General features: G+C 73.4%; 32 protein-coding genes. 11 read left to right on the forward strand and 21 right to left on the reverse strand.

Annotation, left to right across the window (positions count from 1 at the left end):
- The first annotated feature begins 61 nt into the window (after positions 1-61).
- Positions 62-2146: a glycogen debranching N-terminal domain-containing protein gene (locus ITJ48_RS06720; RefSeq protein WP_194612884.1), complete on the forward strand. Its 2085-nt coding sequence runs from the start codon at positions 62-64 to the stop codon at positions 2144-2146.
- Positions 2147-2160: 14 nt separating this feature from the next.
- Here the strand turns inward: ITJ48_RS06720 and ITJ48_RS06725 are convergent, their stop codons facing one another.
- From ITJ48_RS06725 to ITJ48_RS06735, 3 genes are all read right to left on the reverse strand, one after another.
- Positions 2161-3048 (reverse strand): NAD(P)-dependent oxidoreductase, encoded by an 888-nt coding sequence (locus ITJ48_RS06725; protein WP_194612885.1) that lies wholly within the window; start codon positions 3046-3048, stop codon positions 2161-2163.
- A gap of 118 nt (positions 3049-3166) precedes the next feature.
- Entirely contained in the window at positions 3167-3760 is a 594-nt protein-coding gene (locus ITJ48_RS06730) for a TetR/AcrR family transcriptional regulator (protein ID WP_194612886.1), read from the reverse strand.
- A gap of 103 nt (positions 3761-3863) precedes the next feature.
- Positions 3864-5420: an MFS transporter gene (locus tag ITJ48_RS06735; protein ID WP_194612887.1), complete on the reverse strand. Its 1557-nt coding sequence runs from the start codon at positions 5418-5420 to the stop codon at positions 3864-3866.
- Between the two features lie 96 nt (positions 5421-5516).
- Here ITJ48_RS06735 and ITJ48_RS06740 point away from each other — a divergent pair, with 96 nt between their 5' ends.
- Entirely contained in the window at positions 5517-6206 is a 690-nt protein-coding gene (locus ITJ48_RS06740) for a TetR/AcrR family transcriptional regulator (RefSeq protein ID WP_194612888.1), read from the forward strand.
- Between the two features lie 90 nt (positions 6207-6296).
- Here ITJ48_RS06740 and ITJ48_RS06745 read toward each other — a convergent pair whose 3' ends face one another.
- Positions 6297-6680: a cupin domain-containing protein gene (locus ITJ48_RS06745; protein WP_194612889.1), complete on the reverse strand. Its 384-nt coding sequence runs from the start codon at positions 6678-6680 to the stop codon at positions 6297-6299.
- A gap of 93 nt (positions 6681-6773) precedes the next feature.
- Here ITJ48_RS06745 and ITJ48_RS06750 point away from each other — a divergent pair, with 93 nt between their 5' ends.
- The gene (locus ITJ48_RS06750; protein ID WP_194612890.1) at positions 6774-7634 is read left to right on the forward strand and encodes an alpha/beta hydrolase; all 861 of its coding nucleotides are present in this window, start codon (positions 6774-6776) and stop codon (positions 7632-7634) included.
- Positions 7635-7686: 52 nt separating this feature from the next.
- Here the strand turns inward: ITJ48_RS06750 and ITJ48_RS06755 are convergent, their stop codons facing one another.
- From ITJ48_RS06755 to ITJ48_RS06795, 9 genes are all read right to left on the reverse strand, one after another.
- Positions 7687-8430, reverse strand: a complete 744-nt coding sequence (locus ITJ48_RS06755) for a hypothetical protein (protein WP_194612891.1) — start codon at positions 8428-8430, stop codon at positions 7687-7689.
- A gap of 102 nt (positions 8431-8532) precedes the next feature.
- Positions 8533-9837, reverse strand: coding sequence for a Y-family DNA polymerase (locus ITJ48_RS16410; protein ID WP_194612892.1), 1305 nt, complete (start codon positions 9835-9837; stop codon positions 8533-8535).
- A complete protein-coding gene (locus tag ITJ48_RS06765) occupies positions 9830-10240 on the reverse strand; it encodes a LexA family protein (protein ID WP_370544854.1) in 411 nt (136 codons plus the stop codon). The genes ITJ48_RS16410 and ITJ48_RS06765 overlap by 8 nt, the downstream gene beginning before the upstream one ends.
- 141 nt (positions 10241-10381) lie before the next feature.
- Complete coding sequence (locus ITJ48_RS06770) at positions 10382-11419, reverse strand: medium chain dehydrogenase/reductase family protein (protein ID WP_194612894.1); 1038 nt, start codon at positions 11417-11419, stop codon at positions 10382-10384.
- A gap of 94 nt (positions 11420-11513) precedes the next feature.
- A complete protein-coding gene (locus tag ITJ48_RS06775) occupies positions 11514-12095 on the reverse strand; it encodes a TetR/AcrR family transcriptional regulator (protein WP_194612895.1) in 582 nt (193 codons plus the stop codon).
- A gap of 66 nt (positions 12096-12161) precedes the next feature.
- Positions 12162-12641, reverse strand: a complete 480-nt coding sequence (locus ITJ48_RS06780; protein WP_194612896.1) for a nucleoside deaminase — start codon at positions 12639-12641, stop codon at positions 12162-12164.
- An 84-nt stretch (positions 12642-12725) separates the two neighbouring features.
- Positions 12726-13160, reverse strand: coding sequence for a VOC family protein (locus ITJ48_RS06785; RefSeq protein WP_194612897.1), 435 nt, complete (start codon positions 13158-13160; stop codon positions 12726-12728).
- A gap of 81 nt (positions 13161-13241) precedes the next feature.
- Entirely contained in the window at positions 13242-14210 is a 969-nt protein-coding gene (locus tag ITJ48_RS06790; RefSeq protein ID WP_194612898.1) for an aldo/keto reductase, read from the reverse strand.
- Entirely contained in the window at positions 14207-15142 is a 936-nt protein-coding gene (locus tag ITJ48_RS06795; protein ID WP_194612899.1) for a helix-turn-helix transcriptional regulator, read from the reverse strand. The genes ITJ48_RS06790 and ITJ48_RS06795 overlap by 4 nt, the downstream gene beginning before the upstream one ends.
- A gap of 140 nt (positions 15143-15282) precedes the next feature.
- Here ITJ48_RS06795 and ITJ48_RS06800 point away from each other — a divergent pair, with 140 nt between their 5' ends.
- The gene (locus tag ITJ48_RS06800; RefSeq protein WP_194612900.1) at positions 15283-15735 is read left to right on the forward strand and encodes a VOC family protein; all 453 of its coding nucleotides are present in this window, start codon (positions 15283-15285) and stop codon (positions 15733-15735) included.
- 58 nt (positions 15736-15793) lie between these two features.
- Here the strand turns inward: ITJ48_RS06800 and ITJ48_RS06805 are convergent, their stop codons facing one another.
- Positions 15794-16012, reverse strand: a complete 219-nt coding sequence (locus tag ITJ48_RS06805) for a three-helix bundle dimerization domain-containing protein (protein WP_194612901.1) — start codon at positions 16010-16012, stop codon at positions 15794-15796.
- Between the two features lie 201 nt (positions 16013-16213).
- Positions 16214-16699, reverse strand: a complete 486-nt coding sequence (locus ITJ48_RS06810; protein ID WP_194612902.1) for a MarR family winged helix-turn-helix transcriptional regulator — start codon at positions 16697-16699, stop codon at positions 16214-16216.
- A gap of 107 nt (positions 16700-16806) precedes the next feature.
- On the opposite strand from ITJ48_RS06810, the gene ITJ48_RS06815 reads away from it, so the two are divergent.
- Entirely contained in the window at positions 16807-17598 is a 792-nt protein-coding gene (locus ITJ48_RS06815) for an SDR family NAD(P)-dependent oxidoreductase (RefSeq protein ID WP_194612903.1), read from the forward strand.
- Positions 17599-17653: 55 nt separating this feature from the next.
- Here the strand turns inward: ITJ48_RS06815 and ITJ48_RS06820 are convergent, their stop codons facing one another.
- The 3 genes from ITJ48_RS06820 to ITJ48_RS06830 all read right to left on the reverse strand — a co-directional run bounded on the left by ITJ48_RS06820 (position 17654) and on the right by ITJ48_RS06830 (position 19709).
- Entirely contained in the window at positions 17654-18658 is a 1005-nt protein-coding gene (locus ITJ48_RS06820; protein ID WP_194612904.1) for a MerR family transcriptional regulator, read from the reverse strand.
- 87 nt (positions 18659-18745) lie between these two features.
- A complete protein-coding gene (locus ITJ48_RS06825) occupies positions 18746-19048 on the reverse strand; it encodes a hypothetical protein (RefSeq protein WP_194612905.1) in 303 nt (100 codons plus the stop codon).
- Between the two features lie 73 nt (positions 19049-19121).
- Positions 19122-19709 (reverse strand): DUF1349 domain-containing protein, encoded by a 588-nt coding sequence (locus tag ITJ48_RS06830; protein ID WP_194612906.1) that lies wholly within the window; start codon positions 19707-19709, stop codon positions 19122-19124.
- 71 nt (positions 19710-19780) lie between these two features.
- On the opposite strand from ITJ48_RS06830, the gene ITJ48_RS06835 reads away from it, so the two are divergent.
- Positions 19781-20269 carry a hypothetical protein gene (locus ITJ48_RS06835; RefSeq protein ID WP_194612907.1) on the forward strand — a complete coding sequence of 163 codons (489 nt, stop codon included), beginning with the start codon at positions 19781-19783 and terminating at the stop codon, positions 20267-20269.
- The gene (locus ITJ48_RS06840) at positions 20266-20565 is read left to right on the forward strand and encodes a transcriptional regulator (protein ID WP_194612908.1); all 300 of its coding nucleotides are present in this window, start codon (positions 20266-20268) and stop codon (positions 20563-20565) included. The genes ITJ48_RS06835 and ITJ48_RS06840 overlap by 4 nt, the downstream gene beginning before the upstream one ends.
- Here ITJ48_RS06840 and ITJ48_RS06845 read toward each other — a convergent pair.
- Positions 20501-21112, reverse strand: coding sequence for a MarR family winged helix-turn-helix transcriptional regulator (locus tag ITJ48_RS06845; protein WP_194612909.1), 612 nt, complete (start codon positions 21110-21112; stop codon positions 20501-20503). The two genes, ITJ48_RS06840 and ITJ48_RS06845, sit on opposite strands and share 65 nt — an antisense overlap.
- Positions 21113-21172: 60 nt before the next feature.
- Here ITJ48_RS06845 and ITJ48_RS06850 point away from each other — a divergent pair, with 60 nt between their 5' ends.
- Entirely contained in the window at positions 21173-22405 is a 1233-nt protein-coding gene (locus ITJ48_RS06850; protein ID WP_194612910.1) for an FAD-dependent monooxygenase, read from the forward strand.
- Positions 22406-22453: 48 nt separating this feature from the next.
- Here ITJ48_RS06850 and ITJ48_RS06855 read toward each other — a convergent pair whose 3' ends face one another.
- A complete protein-coding gene (locus ITJ48_RS06855; protein ID WP_194612911.1) occupies positions 22454-23056 on the reverse strand; it encodes a TetR/AcrR family transcriptional regulator in 603 nt (200 codons plus the stop codon).
- 62 nt (positions 23057-23118) lie between these two features.
- On the opposite strand from ITJ48_RS06855, the gene ITJ48_RS06860 reads away from it, so the two are divergent.
- The 3 genes from ITJ48_RS06860 (at position 23119) to ITJ48_RS06865 (ending at position 24528) form a co-directional block, all read left to right on the forward strand.
- On the forward strand, positions 23119-23766 hold the full coding sequence (locus ITJ48_RS06860) for an NAD(P)-dependent oxidoreductase (RefSeq protein WP_194612912.1): 648 nt from the start codon (positions 23119-23121) through the stop codon (positions 23764-23766).
- A gap of 100 nt (positions 23767-23866) precedes the next feature.
- Entirely contained in the window at positions 23867-23998 is a 132-nt protein-coding gene (locus ITJ48_RS16415; protein WP_255524497.1) for a hypothetical protein, read from the forward strand.
- A 77-nt stretch (positions 23999-24075) separates the two neighbouring features.
- Positions 24076-24528: a VOC family protein gene (locus tag ITJ48_RS06865; RefSeq protein ID WP_194612913.1), complete on the forward strand. Its 453-nt coding sequence runs from the start codon at positions 24076-24078 to the stop codon at positions 24526-24528.
- Between the two features lie 40 nt (positions 24529-24568).
- Here the strand turns inward: ITJ48_RS06865 and ITJ48_RS06870 are convergent, their stop codons facing one another.
- Positions 24569-25198: a TetR/AcrR family transcriptional regulator gene (locus ITJ48_RS06870; RefSeq protein ID WP_194612914.1), complete on the reverse strand. Its 630-nt coding sequence runs from the start codon at positions 25196-25198 to the stop codon at positions 24569-24571.
- Positions 25199-25293: the final 95 nt, after the last annotated feature.

Below are 25293 nucleotides of genomic sequence, written 5' to 3' on the forward strand. Positions count from 1 at the left end.
GTCCCGCTCACGCCCGCAGCACCTCCCCCGCACGCCCCTCAGCGCAAGGACCCCTCCCGTCATGACCGACACCACGTCGCGACCCACGACCACCGTCGACTCAGGTGCCGCAGTCGCCGACGCCGCCGCGTCGGCCACGTCGGCCCCTGCGGCCGAGCCGCTCCAGCCGTTCCTCGCCGCCGAGACCGTGGTGCTCAAGGCGCCCGCCCAGGCCTGGTCCGACTCGACCGGCGCGATGGGCGGCGCTGCGATCCACGGCGTCTGGGCCGGCGACACCCGCGTGCTGCGCGGGCACCGGGTCCAGGTCGGGGGCAGCAGGGTCGAGACGATCGCCTCGGTGCCGCTCGGCGCCTCCTCGATCCGGTTCGAGTCGCTGCTGCGCGGCCTCGACGACCACGGGGCCGACCCCGACGTGCGGCTGTCGCTGCTGCGCGAGGTCGGCACCGGCGGGGTCCGCGAGACGCTCACGGTGACGTCGCGCCTGGCTCGCGAGCTCGACGTCGTGCTGACCGTGGCCGTCCGGCCCGACGCGTCGTCGATGGACGAGGTGAAGGCGGGGCTGGCGGCCGTGCCGCCGCGGGACGTGCAGGTGGAGGGGGCCCGCGCCTCCTGGTCGGGCGGCGACGCCGTGACGACGCTGACGACGACCGGCTCGGGGGGCGCGACGGGCAGGGCCGACGACGGAAGCGAGACGGGCAGCGACGACGCAGGAGGCGCGGCGCAGGTCGAGGCCACGGCCGACGGCTGGCTGCGGCTGACCTGGCGACTGCGCGTGCCGGCCCGCGGAGCCGCCTCGGCCGGGCTCGAGCTCGCGACGGTGCTCGACGGCGCGGTCGTGGCCGGCGTCGAGGGCGACCAGCGCTGGGGCGCCCTCGACCCTGCGCCGCACGACGACCGCCTGGCCCGCTGGCTCGACCAGGCGCTCGGCGACCTGTCCGCGCTCCGCATGACGACGACCGACCGACCCGACGACGTGTTCTTCGCCGCGGGCGCCCCCTGGTTCTTCACCCTCTTCGGCCGCGACTCGCTCTGGGCTGCGCGGCTGGCGCTGCCGCTCGACCCCGACCTCCGCACCGGCCTGGGCGTCGCGGCCGGCACCCTGCGCGTGCTCGCGGGCCTGCAGGGCACGCGCGAGGTCGCGGCGAGCGCCGAGCAGCCCGGCAAGATCATGCACGAGCTGCGGCAGCGACCGCTCGAGATCCACGGCGAGGGAGTGACCCTCGCGCCGCTGTACTACGGCACTGTCGACGCGACGGCGCTGTGGGTCTGCCTGCTGCACGACGCGTGGCGAGCGGGCCTCCCCGACGACGAGGTGCGGGCCCTGCTGCCGCACCTGGAGGCGGCGCTCTCCTGGATGCGCGACCACGGCGACAGCGACGGCGACGGCCTGCTCGAGTACGTCGACGAGACCGGCCACGGTCTGTCGAACCAGGGCTGGAAGGACTCGGGCGACAGCGTCCAGTGGAGCGACGGGCGCCTCGCCGACGGACCGATCGCGCTGTGCGAGGTGCAGGCCTACGCGCACGAAGCGGCGGTGCACGGCGCCGATCTGCTCGACGCGTTCGGCCGACCCGGGGCCGACGAGTGGCGCGGCTGGGCAGGCCGGCTGCGGACGGCGTTCCGCAAGCGCTTCTGGGTCACGGACGCGCGAGGCAGGTTCCCCGCCGTCGCCCTCGACGCCGACAAGCGCGCCGTCGACACGGTCACGAGCAACATCGGCCACCTGCTCGGCACGGGACTGCTCGACGCCGACGAGGAGGCGCTGGTCGCCGCCCGCCTCGTCGGCCCGGCGCTCGCGAGCGGCTTCGGCCTCCGCACGCTCAGCTCGGACGCGGCCGGCTTCTGGCCCCTCGGCTACCACCTCGGCACCGTCTGGACCCACGACACCGCCGTCGCGGTCGCCGGCCTCGCCGCGACGCACCACCACGAGGAGGCGCGGCTGCTGTCCGAGGGACTGCTCGCCGCGACGCCGTGGTTCGGCTACCGCATGCCCGAGCTGCACGGCGGCGACGCCGCGGCCGACGTGCCCGCGCCGGTGCCGTACCCGGCGTCGTGCCGGCCGCAGGCCTGGTCGGCGGCCGCCGCCGTCGCGGTGTGGGCGGCGACGTCGCGCGCGTGCGCCTGCGGCGACGCCGGCGGGGCCTAGGGCCGTCCCGGACCTCAGCCCGCGGTGAGGCGGCGGCCGTCGGCGTCGAGGTGGTCGCGCCACGAACGCTTGGCCGTCCAGCCGAGCAGCCGCTCGGCCTTGGCGGTCGAGATGCCCGACGCGTCGACGCGGTCGAGCTCACGGAGCTCGACCGCGTCGCCGTGGTGCTGGCGCAGCGTGGCGGCGAAGTCGTGGCCGCCCGCGTTGTCGGCGGCGGCGACGTAGAAGACCTCGTGACCCGGCAGGTCGGACTCGGCGGCGAGCAGCAGCGCGTCGGCGAGGTCGTCGGCGTCGACGTAGCTGCCGAAGTTGGCGCTCTCGGGCGAGGCCTCGCGCACCTGGGGACCGAGGTTCTCCTCCCAGTTGCTCTCGTCGTGCACCGTGCTGGGCCGGATCGAGATCGCCCGCAGGTCGGACCGCCGGACGGCCGCGTCCATCAGCTGCTCGCCGAAGGCCTTCGAGAGGGCGTACGGGTCCTGCGGGCGCAGCGGGTGCTCCTCGTCCACGGGGACGTAGTCGGGCAGGAACGGCCGCTCGGGGAAGAAGTTGCCGACGATGCTCTCGCTCGACACGTTGACGAAGCGGGGCACGCCGAACCGGACGGCCGCCTCCACCAGGTTGAAGGTCGACATGAGGTTCGTCTGGAAGACGACGTGCGCCGGGTTCCCCGTGGGCTGCGGGATGGCCGCGACGTGGACGACCGCGTCCGCGCCGGCCACGACGGCGAAGGCGGAGCCCGCGTCTGTCAGGTCGGCCATGACGTACCTCCCCGGCACGACCTCCCCGGCGTCGAAGACGGGCCGGGCGAGGTCGACGCCGAGCACGTCGTGCCCTGCCTCGACGAACCTGCGCACGGCGGCGCGTCCGACCTTGCCGCGCGACCCGGTGATGACGACCTTCACGGTGCTCTCCTCCGACGACCGTCCGCACCGCCGCCGGTCGGGGCGCCGGGGTCGTCCGCTGAGCCGACGTGCGCGACCCTACGCCGGGGAAGGCGGTGCGGGGCGGCCGCGGCGACGCTCAGCCCGAGACCGACCGCGGGGCGCTCCGGAGGGCGAGCTCCCAGACGAGCCGGACGTGGGCGGACATGTCGGTCGACGGGTCGAGCATCCACTGCAGCTGCATGCCGTCGCTGACCGCCATCATCACGGCGGCGAGCTTCTCGACGTCGACGTCGGCGGGCACCTCGCCGCGGGTCTGGCGCTCGCGCATGCTCTCGGTCAGCAGGGTGCGGAAGCGGACGTAGCGCTCGGCGAACCAGGCGTGCGCCGGGTGCGCCGGGTCGCTGGTCGCGGCCGCGGCCAGGCTCGTGAAGAGCTGCACCATGCCCGGCGTCCTCGCGTTGCGCTGGATGACCAGCAGGAACTGGTCGATGACGTCGAGCCCCGCAGCGCGCTCCGTGTCTTCGTCGTCACGCACCGTGAGGATGGCGAGGAACAGCGCCTCCTTGCTGCCGAAGTGGTGCAGCAGGCCCGCCTGGGTCAGGTCGACGGCGTCGGCGAGCTCGCGCACCGAGGTGCCCCGCATCCCGTTCCGGTCGACGACCTCGAGGGCCGTGCGGAGGATCTCCTCGCGCTTGGCCACGCCCTTCGCGTACGGACCCCGACGTGACATGCGGCCAAGGCTATCCGGATCGGTCCGCCGGACGCGGGAGAGCCCCCGTCGACGTCGCCTCGGAGGCGGTCGGCGGGGGCTCCCTGCGTCCGGGTCGGCAGGGCTAGTGCGCGACGACCGGCTCGGGTGCCGGCGAGCCCTCACCGGCGTCCGCGGCGCCGGCATCGTCCGCCTGCGCAGCCCGGGCGGCCGCGGCCTCGGCCCGGGCTCGCGTGTCGGCCTTCGTGCGGAACAGCGTCACCGCGAGGACGGCGCCGAGCAGGAAGAAGCCGGCGCCCCACGAGTACGCGGTCGCGTAGCCGTGAACCGCGGCCTCCGCCGCCGTGCGGGCGTCGGCGGGCAGGTGCGACGCGACGTAGCCCGTCGTGGCCGTGGCCGCGAGGGTGTTGAGCAGCGCGGTGCCGATCGAGCCGCCCACCTGCTGGCCCGTGTTGACCATCGCGGAGGCGACTCCTGCGTGGCCTCGGTCGACGCCCAGGGTGGCGGTCTGGATCGAGGCGGGCATGATCGAGCCCATGCCGAAGCCGAGCACCATCAGCGCGGGCAGCACGTCGCGGGCGTAGGTGCTGTCGAGGCCGAGACGGGTCAGGTAGAGCATGCCCGCCGCCCCGAGGAGCATGCCGAACGGCACCATGACCTTCGGCCCGAAGCGCGGCACGAAGACGTTCGTCGACAGCTGCGCCGCCAGGATCAGCATGCCGATCATCGGCAGGAACGAGACGCCCGTCTGGATCGGCGTGTAGGCGAGCGAGGTCTGCAGGTAATAGGTGACGAAGAGGAAGATGCCGAACATGCCGGCCCCGGCGATCGTCACCGACAGGTAGGCCGCGCCGCGGTTGCGGTCGAGGACCACGCTGAGCGGCAGCAACGCGTGCTCGGCACGGCGCTGCCACGCGACGAACGCGACGAGCAGGACGCCGGAGGCGGCGAGGAACCCCCAGGTGAGCGGCGAGCCCCAGCCCTCGGCCTCCGCGTTCGAGAAGCCGTAGACCAGCGAGAAGAGCGCGGCCGAGACGAGCACCGTGCCGGGCACGTCGAGCTTCGGACGAGGGCCCTGACGCGGCACGGTGTGGAGGAACAGCACGGCGCCGACGACGGCGACGACCGCGATGACGACGTTGATGTAGAGGTTCCAGCGCCAGTCGGCGTTCTCGGTGAGGACGCCTCCGAGCAGGAGCCCGAGCGCGCCTCCTGCCCCGGCGATCGCGCCGAAGACGCCGAAGGCGCGCGCACGCTCCTTCGGGACCGTGAACGTGGTAGTGAGGACGGCGAGCGCCGTCGGGGCGAGCAGCGCGCCGAACGCGCCCTGCAGGGCCCGGGCCGCGACGAGCGTGCCGAAGCTGCCCGCGGCGCCGCCGAGGGCCGAGGCGAGCGCGAAGCCGACGAGGCCGATCACGAAGGTGCGTTTGCGGCCCATCAGGTCGGAGAGGCGGCCGCCGAGCAGGAGGAGGCTGCCGAAGGCGAGGGAGTAGGCGGTGACGACCCACTGGCGGTCGCCGTCCGAGAAGCCGAGGTCGGCCTGCGCGCTGGGCAGGGCGATGTTCACGACGGTCGAGTCGAGCACCACCATGAGCTGGGCCAGCGCGACGGTGGTGAGGGTCCACCAGCGGCGGGACGCCACGGCGGGAGGGCCGCTCGTGGCGGGTGAGGTCTGGGTCATGTCGGGGACTCTATACGGTTCGCGACAGTTTCGGAACTACCCAGTTTCGGATATGTCCGCCTAGGATGGGGAAGCCGACGAAGGAGGCAGGGAGCGATGACGCAGGACGACGCAGCCGTCGAGGTCGAGACTCCCGTCGAGCCCGCAGCCGGCGTCGAGCCGGGGACGACTCCCCCCAAGCTCGGCCGCAGGCGCGACCACTCGCGCGACGCGGAGATCCTGCAGGCGGCGATCGACGTGCTGGCCGAGACCGGCTACGACGGGATGACCATCGAGATGGTGGCGACGCGGGCGAAGGCCGGCAAGGCCACCGTCTACCGGCGCTGGGCGTCCAAGAGCGACCTCGTCATCGACGCCGTGGCCTGCATGAAGGCCGCCCCCGGCCCGGGCGACCCGGTGGGCCTGCCCGACACCGGCACCCTGCGCGGCGACCTCGTCGCCATGATCAGGCCGCACTCGATCCAGGACAACGAGAAGAAGCTCAAGGTCATGGCCGGCATCGTCTCGCTGCTCGCCGACAGCCCCGAGCTTGCCGCGGCCGTCAACACGGCGATCGTCCAGCCCCGGGTCGAGATCAACCGCCGGCTGCTGCAGCGGGCGATCGACCGTGGCGAGATCCCCGCCGACATCGCGATCGACGACCTCGCTCTCATCTCGCCGTCGATGGTCGCCTACCGCACGATCATCATGAAGCAGCCGGTCGACCGCGCGTTCCTGCTCGGCCTGATCGACGGCGTCGTCCTGCCCGCCGTGGGGCTCCGCCCGCCCGCCGATCCCGGGGCGTAGGCGAGAAGGGACGCGGCAGGCGCGGGCCCACGCTTGCCGCGTCCCTTCTCGCCTGTCGCGCCGCCGCGGCGCGGTCAGCGGCGCCTCCGGTCAGCGGAAGGCACCCAGCTGGCGCTCGACAGGCACGGTGCCCTCGACGACGACGTCGCCGGTGTGCGCGGTGGTGACCGTCTCGATCAGGACGATCTGCACCTCCTCGTCGGCGATCGGGTTGTGCTGCACCCCGCGGGGCACGACGTGGAACTGGCCCGGGCCGAGCACCACCTCCTGGTCGCCGGGCAGCTGGATGCGGAGGCGGCCCGAGACGACGAGGAACATCTCGTCCTCGGCGTCGTGGGCGTGCCAGACGAGCTCGCCGAGCAGCTTCGCGACCTTCACGTACTGGTCGTTGACCTGCCCCACGACCCGCGGGGTCCAGTGCGCCTCGACCTGGCCGAGCTCGTGGGCGATGTCGATGCCGTCGATGTCCGTCATGGGGACATCCTGCCGTGCGGGCACGCCTCGGCCGTCGTGCTCCCTAGGATCGGCATGGGAGGCGGCCATGCGGCCTCGAGGGAGGGGATCTTCTTGGCGCACGAGCCTCGGCACGACCAGGGGCACGAGGCAGGGCGCACGAGTCCTCCCCTGCTCCGCTGGTACGAGCCCGGTCAGGGCGTCCTGGACGGTCGGACGCCCGGTCCCACGCTGCTGTGGCTGCACGGGGGCGGGTTCTTCAGGGGCAGCCTCGACATCCCCGAGGCGCACGAGGTCGCAACGACGCTCGCCGGCCTGGGCCTGCGGGTCGCGACGGCCGGTTACCGCCTCGCGCCGCCTCCTGGACTGGGCTGGGCGCGGTCGTTCGTCGTCCCGGGTCGCGAGCGGTTCCCGGCCGCCCTCGACGACGTGGCCGCCGCCCTCCAGGACGTGCTCGCCCGGTCGCCCCACGGCGTGGTGCTCGGCGGAGCCAGCGCGGGCGCGTGCCTCGCGGCCGCGGCGACGCTCCGGGCCCTCGACGAGGGCGTCCGCCCCGTCGGGGCCGTCTTCGCGTACGGGTTCTTCCACGGGGTGCACCCTCGGGCACGCGATCCGCGACAGCGGTCGCGACGCCACCGTCGCGTGACGCACGCCCCGTGGGCCCTTGACGCGATGAACCGTGGCTACGCCGGCTCGCGACGGGTCCTGGGCGACCGTCTCGCCTTCCCCGGCGGGCACGACGTCGGGCTGTTCCCCCGCACCCTCGTCGTGAACGCCGAGCACGACAACATGCGTGCCTCCGGCGACCTCTTCGCGTCGGAGCTCGCGGCCTCGGGCGTCGACGTCGACCACCACATCATCGCGGGGACGCGGCACGCGTTCCTCAACCGGCCTGGCCTCGGGGAGTTCACGACGACGACGTCGCTGATCGCCGACTGGTGCCTCTCCACCCGCATCCAGGACCCTCGGTCCTGAACAGGGAGGGGCACGGCGGGCGGGCTCCCGCCGCCGGTCGCGGACCGGCGGGCTAGGCGTCCTCGTCGAGGAGGCGCGCGAGCTCGGGTGCGAGGGCCGCGGCCCAGAGCTGGTGCACCCGCGACCACGACCAGAGACGGCCGCGCACCTGCGCGGCTCCTGCGTCGAGGTCGGGGAAGCGCACGAGGACGCAGTCGCCGCGACGGCGGACGAGCTCCTCGGTCGCGGCGTCCAGACGCGCGGCCTGGGCACGGATGAGCTCACGGCCCATCCACGCGGTCTCGGTGAAGCGGTCCATCGGGGGCACGCCGCCCACGATCACGGGGCTGAGCACCTGACCGGGCCGACGTGCACGGTCCAGGAGCCGGTCGAGGTCGCGCGTCCAGGCCGCCGTCGAGGTCATCAGCAGGACGTCGCTGAATCCGAGCGCGACGACGGTCACGTCGACGTCCGCGAGTGCCGGGGTCTCGTCGCGCGCAGCATCGCGGACCGTGCGCAGGGAGGCCCCGGCCTCGATCCACACCAGGGGCCGGCCACGGTGCGCCTCGACGAGCACGGCCACGCGGGCGAGGGTGGTGAGGTCGTCGTGCAGCACGCCGAAGCGGGCCGCGGCGGGGCTGCCGAGCCAGCCGACCCGGTCGGCCGACGGGTCGGCACGAGCCTCGACCGCCGCCTGGACAGCAGCAGCCGTCGGGGCAGGCGGGAACGTGCCGCCGCGGACGAGATGCCGGAACCAGGCCAGCCGGAGGCGCAGCACCGGGCGCAGGACCCACCACACCAGCTCCGTCGCCCCCATGATCGCGACCGTACCCGGTCGGCCGCCTGTGGCGACGCGGGTGATCCGCTGAGCGCACCCGCGGCGCCCCACCCCGCTGACCCGCCTCTCCGGTGACGCGGGTCAGTTCGCCCTGACGGTGGCGAGCTCGTCCCAGTGGGTGGTCGCCCGGGGCGAGACCATGTCGCGCTTCATCGACCAGCCTCGTCGGTGACGGAGCCCGGCGACCCCGAGCCCCAGGGTGTCCTCGCCGAACTTGCCCGCGATGCGGTCGATGACCGCACCGTAGGCCGGCGGCGCGGCGCCCTCGAGGTCGAACACGTCGAGGCTCGCGTGCTCGTCGCGCGGGGTGAGCTCCATCAGCGTGACGCCGGCGCGCACGTACCGCTTGCCGGCCTCGAGCTGCGGGCCGAGCGCGGCGATCGCCGCGCGGGCGAGGGTCGCCGCGTCGTCGGTCGGCTCGGGGAACGCCACCGAGACCGAGTGGTTCGTGTGCGCGGCGCTGTCGGAGAACGGGGAGGTCGCCGCGAAGCAGCGCATCATCCGCGTGAGCGAGCCCTGCCTCCGCAGCCGAGCCGCGGCCCGCTGCGTGTACACCGACAGCACCTCCTCGAGCTCGGTCACCGTGGTGACGGGCACCGCGAACGACCGCGAGTGGTAGATCTGTTCGCGCTCGGGCTGGACCTCTTCGATGGGCAGGCAGTCGACGCCGCGCAGCTCGTGCACGACCCGGGCCTGCACGACCCCGAACCGCGCGCGGATCCGCGCCGCGTCGGCGTCGCGGAGGTCGGCAGCGGTGTGGACGCCGAGCGGCGCGAGCTTCTTCGCGGTGCGGCGTCCGATGCCCCAGACGTCGCCGACGTCGACGCTGGCGAGGATCGCGGTCTGCCGGTCGGGGGCGTAGCTGCCCAGGTGACAGACGCCTCCCAGTGCCCGGTTCTGCTTCGAGCCGCGGTTCGCCAGTTTCGCGAGGGTCTTCGTGGGGGCGATGCCGATGCTGACGGGCAGGCCGATCAGCTTGCGCACGGCCCGGCGGATCTCGCGGGCCTGCGCGACCGTCTCGTCGAGCGTGCCGGTCAGCTCGATGAACGACTCGTCGATCGAGTACACCTCTTGGCTGCTCGTGTAGCGGCTGAGGACCTCGGCCGACCGGGCCGACATGTCGCCGTAGAGCTCGTAGTTGCTCGAGACGGCCACGACGCCCTGCATCTCGGCGATCGGCGCGATGCTGTGCCAGGGCGCGGCCATGTCGACGTTCAGCGCCTTCGCCTCTTCCGACCGGGCGATGACGCAGCCGTCGTTGTTCGACAGGACGACCACCGGCCGGCCCTCGAGGGACGGGTCGAAGACCCGCTCGCACGAGACGTAGAAGTTGTTCGCGTCGACGATCGCGATGCTGCGCTCAGCGACCCTCCCTGGCTCAGACACGGTGCAGGCACCTCGTCACGACGCCCCAGATCGTCGCCTCGTCGAGCTCGGACAGCACGATCTCGGGGTAGGCCGGGTTCTCGGGGCTGAGCACCATCTGCCCGTCGCGCCACGACAGGCGCTTGACGGTCAGCTCGGCGTTGACGACCGCCACGACGACGTTGCCGTCGTGGGCGTCGAGACCGCGGTCGACCACCAGCTCGTCGCCGTCGAAGATGCCGGCGCCCGTCATGCTGTCGCCGCTGACCCGCACGAGGAACGTCGCCGTGGGGTCGCGCATCAGGTGCCGGTTCAGGTCGACGGGCCCGTTGTAGTAGCCCTGCGCCGGCGAGGGGAACCCGGCGTGCACGGCCTCGGCCGCCTGCTGCGGGAGGAGGTGGTCGGGCCGCGGCTCGCCGCCCACCGCGCCGATCACCTCGGTCACGGCCGCTCCTCCCACGTCATGCCCGGACGGTAGCACCGGCCGCCGACACTGCCGGGCCGGCCACCGGCCGCCGGCAGCCGACGAGCGCCGGCCGCCCGCGACCGGCAGCCGCCGGGCAGCTCACGGCACCAGCACGACCTTGCCGGCGAGCGTGCGGGACTCGGCGAGCTCCAGGGCCTCGACCACCGCCTCCAGCGGGAACCGGGCCGCGACGTTCGCCGCCACGACGCCGTCGCGCACGAGCTCGAGCACCTGCCCCAGGTCGTGCTCGAGACGGGCACGGAACCGTCGCGGCGTGCGCAAGTGCCCGCTCCACAGGTCGTAGAACGTCGCCCGTCGGCCGTTGGGGAGGACGCTCCAGGCCCCGATCCGGACGAGCTGCCGCAGGAACGGCGGCCAGATGCTCCCCGTGCCTCCGGTCGCGCTCGCGATCGCGTAGGCGACGAGCGTGCCGCCGGGCGCGAGCGTCGTCCACGCGGTGCGCGTGACCTCGCCGCCGATGTTGTCGAACACGGCGTCGACGCCGCCGGGGGCGAGCTCGCGGACGCGCGCGGCGAGGTCGGGATCGGCGTGGTCCACGGGCTCGGCGCCGGCACGGCGCAGCACGTCGTGGTGGCGAGGCGACGCCGCCGCGACCACCCGCACGCCGTGGTGCAGCGCGAGCTGGATGAGGACGCCGCCCACTCCCCCGTTGGCGCCGAAGACGAGCACTGTCCCGCCGGGCCGGACCCGCGCCGACCTGTGCAGCATCTGCCACGCCGTCACCCCGTTGACCGTGACGGTCTCGGCGTCCTCGGCGGCGACGCCGTCGGGCACGACGACCGAGTCGCGCTCGCGCACGACCGCCTGGGTCGCCCACCCGCCCGTCTTGGTGAGGCTGGCGACGCGGCGGCCGACGAGCGTGCGGTCGCCGCCCGGGCCCACGGCCGACACCGTCCCGACCAGGTCGTAGCCGGGCGTGAAGGGGAACGCCGGCTGACCGGGGTAGCGCCCGCGCCGCATGGCCTGCTCCGCGAACGAGATGCCGGTCGCCTCGACGGTGACGAGCAGCTCACCCGCTCGCGGCTCGGGTGTCGCGACCTGCTCGATCAGCAGCCCGGAGGGCGGTACGACGCCCGGCAGGACGACGCGGGTGGTGGTGGCAGTGGTGTCGGTCATCGTGATCTCTCTTCTCGAGTGGGTGGTGGGATTAATTACTGACTGGTCAGTCACAACTGCGGACAGGAAAGAAGAAGGGCGCAGGAGGCGCTCGTCACCGGTGCCGGATCCCCGCGGTCACCGAGGCGGCCCAGGAGTCGCCGACGGACGAGAGGTCCGTCTGCACGATCAGGTGGCACAGCTGCCCGTACGCGATGAACCGCTGCACGTCGGCCGGGGCTGCGCCGGAGACCCGCTCGACCGCCCGGACCACGTCGCGGAGGCCGTCGCGCACGGCAGCGCGGATCTCGGGGACGGCGCTCGCGCTCTGCGCCTGCGACTGCATCATGATCAGGTCGCGGTCCTCGACGAGGGCGACGTACGCCTCCGTCATCGCGTCGAGACGGCCCGCCGGATCGGTCGACGAGCTCGCCTCGCCTGCCCCGACGAGGGCGACTGCCACCCGCGAGTACGTGTCCTCCACGGCCGCGAGGAACACCCCGAGCTTGCCCGGGAAGAGCCGGAACACGTAGGCCGGCGACACCCCGGCGGCAGCGGCCACGTCCGCGACGGGCGTCGCGTGGTACCCCTTCTCGGCGAAGACCCTCACCGCGGCCGACGTGATCCGGGCGCGCTGCGCCTCGGCGGTCGAGCGGAGGGCGGTGCCGGAGGCGGTGCCCGTGCTGGTAGGAGACATGTGACTGAGTGAACACTTACATGTCGCGCCTGTCAAGGGGCGTGCGACGCACCCGTCGAGGAGGCGTCAGGACGAGTGCCGGGCGGTCCAGTCCGCGAAGGGCGCCGTCGCGCCCTCGACGTGGCCCTGCTCGGCCGCCAGGGCGCGGTCCTCGGGGGCCTTCGCGTACTCGTCGTAGAAGGTCGCGAGGCTCATCAGCCGGTTGCCGTCCTCGTAGTGCTCGCCCTCCTCCTCGCGGCTCACCGCGTAGATGACCCGGTCGGGCTGCGCGTAGTAGAGCGCGCCGAGGCACATCGGGCAGGGGTACGCCGTCACGTAGGCGTCGAAGCCGCGCAGGTCGGTGATGCCCTGCTCGGCGGCCTGGCGGATGGCGAGGATCTCGGCGTGCGCGGTCGGGTCGCCCGTCTGGGCGACGTGGTTGCTCGCCTCGACGACGACCTCGCCGTCACGGACGAGGAGGCACGCGAAGGGCTTGCCCCCGGCGTCCACGTTCTCCTGGGCGCGCTGGACGGTGAGGGCGGTGAAGGCGTCGTCTCGTTCGGTCATGTCCCGAGAGTGCACCTCGTGCACGAAGGCGCGTCCAGCCAGACCGCAGACAACGGGCCGTGCACTCCAGGAGGCGGTGGGCGCCTACGCGGAAGCGGTCGCGTCAGAGTCGGCGTCGGCCTCGGCCTCGGCGTCCGGCTTCATCCAGAACGGCGACCAGTGGTAGCCGTCGAGGTCGTCGAACTGCCGCTGGTACATGAAGGGGTAGTCGTCGGTGTCGCCGACGCGACCGCCTGCGGCCGCGGCGCGCTCGACCAGCTCGTCGACCGCCTCCTGGCTGGGCAGGTCGAACGAGAACGTCACCTTCGAGGGCGTGTCGGGCCCGCCGATCAGCTCCTCGACGCCGCCGACGCTCTCGTACATCGCACGGCTCGTCAGCATGACGTTCTGGTCGGGCGCGATCGCGAAGCACGACGACTCGGGGCCCGACATCCCCGCCTGCAGGTCCCAGCCGAGCGCGGCGTAGAAGGCGGTCGCGCGCTCGACGTCCGCGACGGGACAGCTGAGGAAGAGGGTCATGCGCACACCCTCTCCCCCGGCACCCCCGCCGTCAAGGGCCCGACGTCCCGGACGCCGCCCGAGCTGGTCGGGCGCCGTGGGTCACCACCAGAAGGGCGCCTGCGGCACGTAGTGCTCCTCGAGGCGGCGGACGTCGTCGTCGGTCAGCTCGACCTCGAGCGCGGCCACGGCGTCGGCGAGGTGGTGCGGCTTCGTCGCGCCGACGATCGGGGCCGAGACCACGGGGTTCCGGAGCACCCAGGCCACCGCGACCTGCGCCATCGACACCTCGTGCTCGGCAGCGACCTGCTCGACGGCGTCGATGATCGGGCCGTCGGCGTCGGTGTCGAACGCCTTCGCGACCTCGTCGACGGCCGATCGGTCGGTCGTCACGTCACGTGGCCTCGTCAGCCGCCCCTTGCCCTGCGGCGAGTACGGGACGAGCCCGACGCCGAGGTCGGCGCAGAGCGGGATCATCTCCCGCTCCTCCTCGCGCTTGAGGAGGTTGTACTGGTCCTGCATCGACGCGAACGGCGTCCAGCCGTGCACGGCCGCGGCCGTCTGCAGCTTCGCGAACTGCCACGCGAACATGCTCGACGCACCCGTGTACCGGACCTTGCCTGCCTTCACGAGGTCGTGCAGCGCCTCCATCGTCTCCTCGACCGGCGTCTCGTCGTCGAAGCGGTGGATCTGGTAGAGGTCGATGTAGTCGGTGCCGAGGCGCCGCAGCGACGCGTCGACCTGCTCGTGGATCGCCGCGCGCGAGAGCCCCGAGCCGCCGGGCCCGTCGTGCACCTTGCCGCTGACCTTCGTGGCGAGCACGATCTCCTCGCGCCGCGAGTACTCGCGCACGGCACGGCCGACGAACTCCTCGCCGGTGCCCTGCTGGTAGACGTTCGCGGTGTCCCAGAACGTCACGCCGAGCTCGACCGCCTGGCGGAAGAAGGGCGCGGACGCCTCCTCGTCGAGCGTCCAGGTGTGCAGGCCCCGCGTGGGGTCGCCGTAGCTCATGCAGCCGAGGCCGATCCTGCTGACGCGCAGGCCCGTGGTGCCGAGTCGTCCGTACTTCATCGGGGGGTGTCCTCTCGTCGCGCGTCGTCGTTCCTCGGGTGCCGGCCGGCCAGCCCTGTCTCCCGCACCTCCTGGGTGGCGGGGGTCGCGCCCCAGCTGGCGAGGAGGCGGAGGCGCTCCTCGGTCGGCGAGCCCGGCTCGGCGCTGTAGATCAGGAAGTTGAGCCCCTGCTGCCCCATCGGCTCCATGGCCTCGTAGACGAGCTCGAGGTCGCCGACGACCGGGTGCCGGAACGACTTGTTGCCCGACGCGTGGTGCCGGACCTCGTGCGCGCCCCAGCGGGCGCGGAACTCGTCGCTGCGCGTGGAGAGCTCGCCGACGAGGTCGTGCAGCGCCTTGTCGTGCGGGTCGCGGCCCGCCTCGGTGCGGAGGATGGCGACGTTGATGTCGGCGGCGATCGACCACGACGGGTAGAACGCCTCGGCCAGCTCGCGGTGCAGGAACACGAAGCGGGCCAGGTTGACGGGCCGGTCGGGCAGCGCGTACAGGTCGGAGTAGAGGGCGCGGAAGAGCGCGTTCTCGCCGAGCACGTCCATCCGGCCGTTCCGGACGAAGGCCGGGCCGGCCGTCACGGAGTCGAGGGCCAGCTGCAGGGCGCGGGAGATGCCCGACGGCCGCGAGCGTGGCCGCGAGCGGCTGCGGACGGGCGACTCGTTCGCTGCCCGGGCGAGGTCGCCCAGGTGCGACCGCTCGGCGTCGTCGAGCAGCAGAGCGCTGCCGATCGCCTCGAGCACCGCCTCCGAGACGCCCCCGAGGTCACCGCGTTCGAGTCGCGAGTAGTACTCGACGCTGACGCCGGCGAGCATCGCCACCTCGGTCCGTCGAAGGCCCGGCACCCGCCGACCAGGGCCGCCGGGCAGCTCGACCTGCTCGGGTGTCACACGGGCTCGCCTCGTGGTGAGGAAGTCCCGCACCTCGCTCTTGTTGTCCATGGCATCGACCGTACGACGCCGGGGCGGCCGGATGGGTGCTCCGGTGGGGCACCCCCGGCGGGAGACGGGGCACTCCGCCCGTCGGTGGTCACCCACCAGGGGCCCTGGAGGCGCGGCCGACCCAGGCGTAGCCTCCCGCCATGACCATCCACCTGCGACAGACCGTGCTCGACGCCGAGGACGCGCGTGCCCTGGCGAGCTTCTACTTCGGGCTGGTCGGCGGCACGTACCGCCCTGGTGACGAACCAGCCCGCCCCGGCGACGAGCCCGCCGCGGACGGGACCGACGACGGCGCCGAGTGGGTGGCGTTCCGGACTCCTGCCGGGGTGCGGCTCGCGTTCCAGCGGGTGGCCGAGCTGCCGCGGGCGACCTGGCCCGACGGCCCGGTGCCCCAGCAGCTGCACCTCGACTTCATGGTCGCCGACGCCGCCGAGCTCGAGGAGCACCGGGCACGCGCCGTCTCGCTCGGCGCCACAGTCGTGGACGACCAGAGCGCCGACCCCGCGGAGGCGCTGTACGTGTTCACCGACCCTGCGGGGCACCCGTTCTGCATCTTCGTCGCCGAGGGCGCGGACGACCCGACGGCCTGGTGACCTGCTGCCCGGTGGGACGCAGCCCGGGGAGTTGCGGACCGGTGGGCTGCGGCCGGCCTCAGCCGGCAGCGGCCAGGGCCAGCGCCTCCTGCGCGAGGCGCGCCTTGACCTGGCGCTCGACCAGGACGGGGACGTAGCTGCGGACGGGGTTCCCGCGGAACCCCGCGTGCACCTGGCTCACCATGCCCTGGATGTGGCTGCGGGCCATCAGCGGGTACTTCGTGCTCATCCGGTCGACGACCTGGTCGACCGCCTGATCTTCGCTCGGTGTCTTCATGGCCGCAGCCTGTGCCCTGACCGGCTGCGCCGCAAGTGAACTCTCCGCGCTGCTGTGCTGACGAGAGGCCTGGAATCGACCTCCCCGCACCTCCTGAGGTCGATCCGAGGCCTCTCAGCCCGAGCGGACCGGGCGAGATCGCTCTCTTTCGCCCCCCCCCCGGGAGCACTTCGTGTCGGTTCACCAGCCGGGGCGCGTCCCTCAGGCGGGCGGGGCCGGGGGCGACGGCGGCGACCACGCCGGCCCGGGGCCGCTGGCCTCGACGAGGCGGCCGGTGAGCTGCCCCAGGCGCCGCGCCTCCTCGTCGGTCAGCAGGTCGAAGACGAGTCGGCGGACGAGCTCGCGGTGCCCCGGGGTCGCGGCCTGCACCACGTCGTGGCCGTGCTCGGTCAGCGTGCCCAGCGTGAAGCGGCCGTCCGTGGGGTCGACGGCGCGCTGCACGAGACCGCCCTTCTCAAGCCGGGTCATCGCGCGGGACAGCCGCGAGAGGGTGCAGGCGGCGTAGCCGGCGAGCACGCTGAGCCGCAGGGTCCGGTCCGGCGCCGTGTCGAGGGCGACGAGGACGCCGTACTCGAAGTGCGTGAGGCCGCTGTCGCGCTGCAGCTGCGCGTCGAGCGCCGTCGGCAGGCGCTCGAGCAGGGTGGCGAGCGAGGCCCACGTGGCGAGCTCGTCGGTGCTGAGCGTCATGCGGCCAGCCTAGCCGGGCTGACTTGCTCGGGAAAGTCATCGTGCGTATCGTGACTTGCTCAAGCAAGTCATAGGCGTCTCGGGTTCCGGGACTGGGACGGAGAGACATGGACATGCAGCTCGACGGCAGGACCGCGTTCGTGAGCGGCTCGACGGGCGGCATCGGCTGGGCCGTCGCCTCCGCCCTCGCCGCCGAGGGCGTGCACGTCGCGCTCAACGGCCGCAGCGCGGACCGGGTGGAGGCGGCGGTCGCCCGCCTGCGGGCGGAACGTCCCGGAGTGCCGGTCGCCGGCATCGCCGCGGACTTCTCCGACGCCGTGCAGGTCGCTGACCTGATCGACCGGCTCGGCGACGTCGACGTGCTCGTGGCCAACGTCGGGCTGTTCGGCCTGGCGCCGTTCGCGACGATCGACGACGCCGAGTGGCAGCGCTACTTCGAGGTGAACGTCATGAGCGGGGTCCGGCTGTCGCGGGCGCTCCTGCCGGGCATGCTCGAGCGCGGCTGGGGGCGAGTGGTGTTCGTCAGCAGCGAGTCGGGCGTCTCGGTGCCGGCCGACATGGTGCACTACGGCGTCACGAAGGCGGCCACGATCGCGCTCGCGAACGGCCTCGCCAAGACGACGCGGGGCACGGCGGTCACGGTGAACACCGTGCTCGGCGGACCGACCTGGTCGGACGGGGTCGAGGCGACCGTCACGGGGATCGCGGAGGCGCAAGGAGCGCCCGTCGAGGCGGTCCGGGACGCCGTCATCGGCCAGAACTCGACCACGCTGCTCGAGCGGTTCCTGGAGCCGTCGGAGATCGCGTCCCTCATCACCTACCTCGCGAGCCCCGTCGCGTCGGCGACCAACGGGGCTGCCCTGCGGGCGGACGGCGGGGTGCTGACGACCACGCTGTGAGCTGATCTGGGAGGCGCCCCTCGCGTGCCAGCGGGCGCCGGCACGGACGGACGGGTCAGGAGGACGTGCCCGCGCGGGCCTTCGCATCGGCGGTCGACTCGTCCACGGCGCCGGCCAGGGACAGCTCGAGGGAGAGCTCCAGGCAGCGAGCCCGGGCCGGGGAGAAGTCGTAGGGCATCATGCCGACGGCGTCCGCGAGGCTCCGCGACCTCCGCCGGCGACCGGCCCCGGACCCGGACCCGCCGTCGGCGCCGGTGTCGTGCTCAGGGGCGGCCCCCTCCGGGTGCAGCTCGTCCCAGGCCGCGACGAGCGCGTCGTCCTGCGCGTCCTGGCCGGACTCCTCGATGACCGCGAGCAGCACCTCCTCGAAGGCGTGCCGCTCGGCGGCCACCTCGGCCACGCGGGGGTCGTCGACGGCGACCGCGTCGTCGAGCGCCGCCTCGGCGGCGTCGACGCGATCAGACTGCGCGCGGAGCTCCGGTCGGGCCGCGAGCGCGACGAAGCGGCCGGCCTGCACGGCGGCGCCGAGCGGGCCGAAGATCCGCTCGGTGACGAGCAGGGCGTCGAGGTCGTCCTGCCGGAGCGAGCCCTCGGGCAAGCCCATGAGCCGCCGGGAGACGAACTCGTCGAGCAGGCCGGTCCGGCTGCCCAGGGCGCGCATGCGGCGGACCGCGGCGCGCTGGCGCTGCAGCTCCGCCTCCTTCGCCTCGAGCGTCGCCTCCAGCTGCTCGAGCACGTCCGCGACGTCGCCCTGGCCGGCAGCGGCACGGTCAGGAGCTCCGGCGTCGACCGGGCCGAGGGCGGCAGGACCGTCGGCGGAGGCGCCCGCGAAGGCGTCGCGGATGTCACCCAGGGCGATGCCCGCGTCGGTCATCTTGCGGATCCAGAGCAGCCGGATCATGGCGTCGTAGTCGTAGCGGCGACGCCCGCCGCCGTCGCGCTCGGGCTCGGGCAGCAGCCCCAGCGAGTGGTAGTGGCGGATCGCCCTCGGCGTCGTGCCGACGAACGAGGCGGCGTCGCCGATGGCGACCTGGCGAGGCGGGATGAAGGACGAGGACACGGCGGGGCCTTCCTGAGGGGGCGTCGGAGGTGGTGCAACGGTCCCCACCAGACCACATGACGTCGCGTCAGGTGCAAGTCCTGCAGCTCACCAGGGGCCGAGGTCGCCGCCGTTCAGGCCGTAGAGGGCGATGCCGACGATCGCGGCGATCGCGAGCACGGCCACGGCGAGGGGCGCCCAGTCCATGAACACCTCGGAGCGGGACCGGGGAGCCCCCCGGTCCGTGCGCACGGACTGACCCTGCCTGGGCAGGGCGGGCTGGTCCGCGACGGGTCCGTCGCCCTGGGCCTCGGCCTGGCTCTCACGCTCGGCGGCAGCGAGGCCCTCACGGAGCGCTTCGCGGAAGCGGCGATCCGCGGCGGAGCCAGCGGGCTCCTCGGGGTCGGTCATGGTGCTCCTGTCGCTGTTCGGGGACTCCTGTCTAGCGTGTGCGCGGCCGACAGGCACTCGGCTCGCCGCCTCCTCAGCTCTCGGGGTGCAGGCTCGCGTCGGCCTCGCCCGTCGTCCACGAGGTGAAGTGCACGGTGAGGTCGCCGCGCGACGGGGCGCAGCACATCGGCCCCGCCGAGACGCGGGCGCTGGCGTCGAGGGGCGCCACCCGGACGAGCCGCCACGGCTCGTCGTCCACGCGGGCCCGGACGGTCAGCGCGTCGCCGGAGCGGCTCGCGCGGATCGTGACCTCACGGCCGTGCCAGCCGGGCACCGGCGAGAGCGACCAGTCGGACATGCCGCGGGTGACGACCGCGCCCAGGCTGTCCTCGCCGTCGCTGCGCTCGACGCCGGCCTTGGTCCAGGTCTCGTCGTCGATCTCGACGAAGATGCCCGCCTGGTCGAACTGGGCGGTGAAGTCCAGCCGGAACGACACCTCCTGGGCCGTGTCCTGCTCGAACGGGACGAGCAGCGCGTGCTCGGTGTCGTGCACGAAGCCGTAGGAGGTGGTGCGCCAGGCGTCGCTCCCCTCGACGGCCGTCACGTGCAGGCCGTCGGGGGCGACGTGCACCTCTGCGGGGGCCGTCGTCCAGGTGCCGGAATTCCAGTCGATGTCGGTCATGGTGCGGAGCTTGCCACGCGGCGCGACCACCCGGTTGACTTTCCGACTCGGAAACACTTAGTGTTGCCGACATGGAAAGCCATTCGAACGACAACTCGTCCCAGCCCGTCGACCCCGTCGCCGCCTTCCGGGTCGCCAACGACGCCCAGGCCCGCATGGCCGCCCGCGTCCGCTCGCCCTGGTGGGTGCACGCCCTCCGCGGCCTCCTCGTGGCGGCCATGGTCTACGGCCTCGGCGCCCCCGACAGCACCGGGTGGATGCTGCTCGGCCTCGTCGGCCTCATCGCCCTCTCCCGCCGCCGCGTCCGCGACGTCGGCGTCGCCCGGGCGAACCCCGAGCGGTGGCGGTTCCTCGCACTCGGAGCCCCCTGGGCGGTCATCGCCCTCGTCGTGATGGTCGCGGCCCTGGCCTTCGTCGTCATCGCCCAGGACGAGCCGCTCTGGCAGGTCGGCGTCGCCGCCGGCGTCGCCGGAGTGGTCACCCTCGCCCTCGGACCCCCCGCCGACGCGTCCGCCCGTCGCCGCCTGGGCGGCGAGCTCGGCACCGGGGACGCCCGGTGAGCGGAGCCGCACCCGAGCCGGTCTTCGACGCCGTCGTGCACGCGCCCCAGCGACTGCAGATCTGCGCGATGCTCGCGCGCGGCGGCGAGGTGGAGTTCGGGGTGCTCCGCGAGGGGCTCGACGTCTCCGACGCGACCCTCAGCAAGCACCTCCGCACCCTGACCGAGGCCGGCTACGTCGAGCTCCGACGCGTCCAGCGCGCGAAGGGCCAGGCCCGGACGTGGGTGACCCTCACCGCGGCCGGGTCGCAGGCGCTGCGCGGTCACTTCGCGTTCCTGCAGAGCCTCGCGCCGTAGCCGTAGCCGTAGCCGTAGCCGGTGCCGGGGTCGCGTCGTCGTAGGCGGCGAGCAGGCCCCGGACGAAGTCCTCGACGATCGTCCGCTCGGACACCCCCAGGGACTCGATCAGCGCCTCCACGCTGTCGATCAGGGGCGCGACGTGGCCCCAGGCGCGGTCGGACGACTCCTCGGAGGCCGTCACGACCAGCTTGCGCCGGTCGGTCGGGTGCGGGTCGCGCCGCAGGTGCCCGGCGGCCTCGAGCCGGTTGAGCACCAGGGTCGTCGCGGCGGTGGAGATGCCGAGGCGGCGCGCGAGCTCGGTCGGGGTCGTCGGCCCCGTCGTCATCAGGTGGTCCATCGCCTCCAGGCCCGCACGGTCCACGTCGAGCTCGGCGGCGAGGTGCTGCTCGAAGCGCTGCTGCCTGATCGCGATCTGCTGCACCTGCGCGCGGAGGTCGCCGCCTGCGCCGTCGCTCCCGTCACGGCGGGCGGCGGTGCGCTCGGCGCGGTCGGTGCGCTCGGTGCGGCTCGGCGGGGTCGAGGGCAGGTCCGGCTTGACGTCCATGCCCACCATGGTAATACTCGATCTTGCCAATCTGATTGATTACCAATGAGCGGAACGACCATGATCCCTGCCAAGACCGCCCTCGTCTCCGGCGCCAGCATCGCCGGGCCGGCTCTCGCATACTGGCTCGCCGCCCACGGGTGGCAGGTCACCGTCGTCGAGCGTGCGCCCGAGCTCCGCGACGGCGGGCAGAACATCGACGTCCGCGGCGCAGGCCGCACGGTGGCCCGTCGCATGGGAGTCGAGGACGGCATCCGTGACGCCACGACCGGCGAGCTCGGCACGGAGTTCGTCCGGTCGGACGGCAGCACCGTCGCGCGGTTCCCGGCCAGCACCTCCGACACGAGCGGCGCGACGGCCGAGCTGGAGATCCTGCGGGGCGACCTCGCCCGCCTGCTGGTCGACGCCTCCGTCGGCTCCGGCACTGCCGGCTCCGGCAGCTCAGATGCCGTCGAGTACGTCTTCGGCGACAGCATCGCCGCGATCGACGACCAGCCCGACCACGTCCGGGTGTCGTTCGAGCACGGAGGCGACCGCGACGTCGACCTCGTCGTGATCGCGGACGGCATGAACTCGCGCACCCGTCGACTCGTGTTCGGCAGCGCCCCGACCATCCGACCGCTGGGCCTGGACACCTCGTACCTGACGATCCCGCGGACGGAGCGCGACAGCGACTGGGCGCGCTGGTACAACGCCGCCGGCGGGCGCACGATGACCCTGCGACCCGACACCAAGGGCACGATCCGGGCCACGCTGTCGTTCCTGTCGACACCGGGTGCTCACGCCGGCCTCGGTCCGGACGAACAGAAGGACCTGCTCCGCGAGAAGTTCGCCGACGCCGGCTGGGAGGCGCGGCGCATCCTCGACGGGCTCGAGCAGGAGGGCGACCTCTACTTCGAGCACATCGGCCAGGTGCACGCGCCCCGATGGACCTCAGGGCGCGTGGCCCTGCTCGGCGACGCAGCCTGGTGTGCGTCACCGATCAGCGGCATGGGCACGAGCCTCGCCCTCGTCGGCGCCTACGTCCTCGCCGGGGAGATCGCCGCCCACGTCGACCACCGGGACGCGTTCCGCGGCTACGAGCGCATCATGCGCCCCTACGTCGCGCAGGCCCAGCAGCTCCCGCCCGGGGCCCCCCGCCTCGCGAACCCGAGGACTCGTCCCGGGATCGCCCTGCTGAACACCGCCGCGAGGATCGGCGCCAGCCGGGCGTTCCGCGCGGTCGGCGGCAAGCTCTTCTCTCCCCCGGCCGATGCGATCGACCTGCCCGACTACTCGCACCTCGTCCGCTGAGGCGGCCCGGCCAGCCCGGCCAGCCCGACCACCCCGGCGCCGATCCGCTCAGGGCGCCTCGGTGGCCCTCTCCCGGAGGGACGACTCCAGCATCGTGTCGACGGCCGCGTCCACGAGGCGGTCGGCCTGCGCCCGGGCGATGCGGCCGGACGAGACGAGCGCCGCGATCCCCTGCATGGTCGCCGCGAAGAGCATCTTGAAGACGTCGCGAGCGTCGGCGTCGGCGGGCTCGTCCGCGGCGGGCCCCAGCGCACCGTCGAGCACGGAGAAGAGGACGCCCGCCGCCTCGTGCAGCCGACCGGCCCGCTGGGTCACCTTGGCCTGGAACATGAGCTCCATCAGGGCGGCGTCGTCGATGGCGAAGTCCACGTAGGCCCGCGCCACGCGCCGGAACCGGACGGGCAGGTCGCCGCCGGCCTCCAGCACCCGGCGCACGTCCGCCGTCAGCCGCTCGAAGCCGAACTCCGCGAGGGCGTCGAGCAGCGCCTGACGATCGACGAAGTGGCTCCGGGGGGCCCCGTGGCTGACGCCGGCCCGGCGCGCCAGGTCGCGCAGCGACAACCCGTCGACGCCCGACTCTCGCAGGACCGCGGTCGCCTCGTCGAGCAGCACGGCCCGCAGGTTCCCGTGGTGGAAGGGCCGCTGCGTCATCGGCCCAGCATAGACCCGCACTAGTCATTGCCTATTTTCTAGTCAGTGACTAGATTGGCCGCATGACAACTCAGCGATCCCTCCTCGTGTTCGGCGGCACGGGCCAGACCGGACAGCACTTCACCCGCCTCGCCCTCGCCGACGGACACCGCGTCCGCGTCCTGGCGCGGACGCCCTCGAAGCTCGCCCTCGACGACGACCGCCTCGAGGTCGTGCAGGGCTCCGTCACCGACGACCTCGACCTCGACGCACTGCTCGACGGCACCGACGCGGTCGTGATGATGCTCGGCGACGCGGCAGCCCAGCGCGAGCGCCCGGTGAACACGCCCCTCGTCCGGTCGCTCGTGCCGGCCATGCGCCGCACGGGCACGGAGCGCCTCCTCTACCAGGCCGGCGGGCTGAGCGCCGCGCCCGGCAAGCCGCTCGCCCCTGCCCTCCGGCTGGTGCGGAGCACGATAGCCCGCGGCTACATCGGACAGCACGAGGACAACGAGGCGGTGATGCGGTACCTGGACGAGGAGGCGCGGGACATCGCCTGGACGGTCCACCGTGCCGGGATCGGCTCCGACGGCCCGTCCAGGGGCGAGCTGCAGCGCTCGGCCCGCAGGATCAGCATCGGCACCTTCGTCGACTGCGCGAGCTACAACCTCAGAACCCTCTCTGACGACTCGGCCGTGCACACCTGCGACGGCAGCGCCTACCGGCGGTAGCTCCCTCCGGGTAGGTTCGACTCACCCCGCCCAGCCCCTGCGTGGCCCTGCACCAGGCACACGTCCAGCCTGCTGCACCCGCGACCCTGCAGGAGGACACGTGACCGTCGAGCGACCGCCCCTCGCCCAGCCGCCCACGGAGGGGTGGGGCCCGATCGGGATCAGCCTCGAGGTCGACGACCACGACGCGAGCGGCGGCGGCGCCGACGGCGGCGGGCTCGCGTTCCCTTGACCTCGTGGCGGCCGGTCGCCATCATCGGGGGCGAGCGGCCGCCTCCGACGTCCGCCACCTGAGGAGAGGCGCCGCCCGTGCCCACCACGATCTTCGTCAACCTGGCCGTCAGCGACCCGTCCCGCTCACGCGCGTTCTTCGAGTCGCTCGGCTACTCCGTCAACGAGGGCTTCAGCGACGAGAACGCCGTGAGCATCGTCATCAGCGACACGATCACCGCCATGTTGCTCACCCGCGAGTTCTTCGCCGAGTTCACGAGCAAGTCGATCATCGACGCCACCACCTCGACCGAGGTGCAGCTCGCCCTGAGCGCCGAGAGCCGGGAGGACGTCGACTCGATCGTCGAGAAGGCCGTCGCCGCGGGTGCGACGCCTGCGGGCGAGCAGGACCACGGCTTCATGTACTCGAGGAGCTTCGACGACCTCGACGGCCACCACTGGGACTTCGTCTGGATGGACCCGGAGGCGGCAGCCGGCGGCGCCCCGGAGATGACCGTCGACGAGATGCGCGCGAACACGACCCACAGCTGAGCTGCGCCCGGTCGCTGCCGGCACGACGACGGCCGACAGGTCAGGGGGCGACGTCCGACGGCGGTGACGCGCCCGAGCCGAGCGCGCCGGTGACGAGGGCCTGCACGAGCCGGTCGGCGTCGTAGTCGGGGTCGGTCGCAGCCCCGATGCAGAGGTTGCCGACGCCCCTGAGGAGGCTGTACCCGTCCAGGGGCGCGTCGCCGCCGGCGAGCCCGCGATCCAGGCGGGCCGCCTCCAGCAAGGAGGCGCAGACCGGGACGAGACGGCCGACGAAGTAGGTGTGCAGCGCGTCCGACCCCGCGTCGTCGCCGCGGAGCGCACCGGGCAGGCCGTGCTTCGTCACGAGGAAGTCCACGAACAGCGCGATCCACTCCCGCAGCGCCTCCTCCGGGGTCGCGCGCTCGGCGAGGAGGCGCGGGCCGGCCTCCGCACACGCCTCGACCTGGTGCCGGTAGACCGCGACGACCAGCGCCGGACGGGTCGGGAAGTGGCGGTAGACGGTGCCCACCCCGACGCCGGCCCGGGCGGCGATCTCCCGCACGGGCGCGTCGACGCCCCACTCGACGAACACCGCGGCAGCGGCGGCGAGCAGTGCCTGCGGGTCCTGTCGCGGACGACCCGGGGGCCTCGCCGGTGCGGCAGAGCGGTCGTCGTCCTGCGGATCGGTCATGTCGTCTCCTTCAGGTCTCGACCTGGCGCTTGCTTAACGGAACAGTGTTCCGTAACGTTGCGGAGCGTTGCTCCGATAGTCAGTCTCGCAGAGCA

It is taken from the genome of Frigoribacterium sp. VKM Ac-2530 (genome assembly GCF_015350835.1).
Lineage (GTDB): Bacteria > Actinomycetota > Actinomycetes > Actinomycetales > Microbacteriaceae > Frigoribacterium.

Excerpts from the sequence above, each read along its gene's own strand:
- ITJ48_RS06780 (WP_194612896.1), bottom strand. The coding sequence starts at position 12,641 with ATGACCGAACGAGACGACGCCTTCACCGCCCTCACCGTCCAGCGCGCC.
- ITJ48_RS06730 (WP_194612886.1), bottom strand. The coding sequence starts at position 3,760 with ATGTCACGTCGGGGTCCGTACGCGAAGGGCGTGGCCAAGCGCGAGGAG.
- ITJ48_RS06790 (WP_194612898.1), bottom strand. The coding sequence starts at position 14,210 with ATGAAGTACGGACGACTCGGCACCACGGGCCTGCGCGTCAGCAGGATC.
- ITJ48_RS06825 (WP_194612905.1), bottom strand. The coding sequence starts at position 19,048 with ATGACCGACCCCGAGGAGCCCGCTGGCTCCGCCGCGGATCGCCGCTTC.
- ITJ48_RS06770 (WP_194612894.1), bottom strand. The coding sequence starts at position 11,419 with ATGACCGACACCACTGCCACCACCACCCGCGTCGTCCTGCCGGGCGTC.
- ITJ48_RS06775 (WP_194612895.1), bottom strand. The coding sequence starts at position 12,095 with ATGTCTCCTACCAGCACGGGCACCGCCTCCGGCACCGCCCTCCGCTCG.
- ITJ48_RS06835 (WP_194612907.1), top strand. The coding sequence starts at position 19,781 with ATGGAAAGCCATTCGAACGACAACTCGTCCCAGCCCGTCGACCCCGTC.
- ITJ48_RS06795 (WP_194612899.1), bottom strand. The coding sequence starts at position 15,142 with ATGGACAACAAGAGCGAGGTGCGGGACTTCCTCACCACGAGGCGAGCC.
- ITJ48_RS06870 (WP_194612914.1), bottom strand. The coding sequence starts at position 25,198 with ATGACCGATCCGCAGGACGACGACCGCTCTGCCGCACCGGCGAGGCCC.
- ITJ48_RS06850 (WP_194612910.1), top strand. The coding sequence starts at position 21,173 with ATGATCCCTGCCAAGACCGCCCTCGTCTCCGGCGCCAGCATCGCCGGG.
- ITJ48_RS06830 (WP_194612906.1), bottom strand. The coding sequence starts at position 19,709 with ATGACCGACATCGACTGGAATTCCGGCACCTGGACGACGGCCCCCGCA.
- ITJ48_RS06740 (WP_194612888.1), top strand. The coding sequence starts at position 5,517 with ATGACGCAGGACGACGCAGCCGTCGAGGTCGAGACTCCCGTCGAGCCC.
- ITJ48_RS06800 (WP_194612900.1), top strand. The coding sequence starts at position 15,283 with ATGACCATCCACCTGCGACAGACCGTGCTCGACGCCGAGGACGCGCGT.
- ITJ48_RS06785 (WP_194612897.1), bottom strand. The coding sequence starts at position 13,160 with ATGACCCTCTTCCTCAGCTGTCCCGTCGCGGACGTCGAGCGCGCGACC.
- ITJ48_RS06810 (WP_194612902.1), bottom strand. The coding sequence starts at position 16,699 with ATGACGCTCAGCACCGACGAGCTCGCCACGTGGGCCTCGCTCGCCACC.
- ITJ48_RS06720 (WP_194612884.1), top strand. The coding sequence starts at position 62 with ATGACCGACACCACGTCGCGACCCACGACCACCGTCGACTCAGGTGCC.
- ITJ48_RS06755 (WP_194612891.1), bottom strand. The coding sequence starts at position 8,430 with ATGGGGGCGACGGAGCTGGTGTGGTGGGTCCTGCGCCCGGTGCTGCGC.
- ITJ48_RS06805 (WP_194612901.1), bottom strand. The coding sequence starts at position 16,012 with ATGAAGACACCGAGCGAAGATCAGGCGGTCGACCAGGTCGTCGACCGG.
- ITJ48_RS06860 (WP_194612912.1), top strand. The coding sequence starts at position 23,119 with ATGACAACTCAGCGATCCCTCCTCGTGTTCGGCGGCACGGGCCAGACC.
- ITJ48_RS06845 (WP_194612909.1), bottom strand. The coding sequence starts at position 21,112 with ATGGACGTCAAGCCGGACCTGCCCTCGACCCCGCCGAGCCGCACCGAG.
- ITJ48_RS06735 (WP_194612887.1), bottom strand. The coding sequence starts at position 5,420 with ATGACCCAGACCTCACCCGCCACGAGCGGCCCTCCCGCCGTGGCGTCC.
- ITJ48_RS06855 (WP_194612911.1), bottom strand. The coding sequence starts at position 23,056 with ATGACGCAGCGGCCCTTCCACCACGGGAACCTGCGGGCCGTGCTGCTC.
- ITJ48_RS06815 (WP_194612903.1), top strand. The coding sequence starts at position 16,807 with ATGGACATGCAGCTCGACGGCAGGACCGCGTTCGTGAGCGGCTCGACG.
- ITJ48_RS06745 (WP_194612889.1), bottom strand. The coding sequence starts at position 6,680 with ATGACGGACATCGACGGCATCGACATCGCCCACGAGCTCGGCCAGGTC.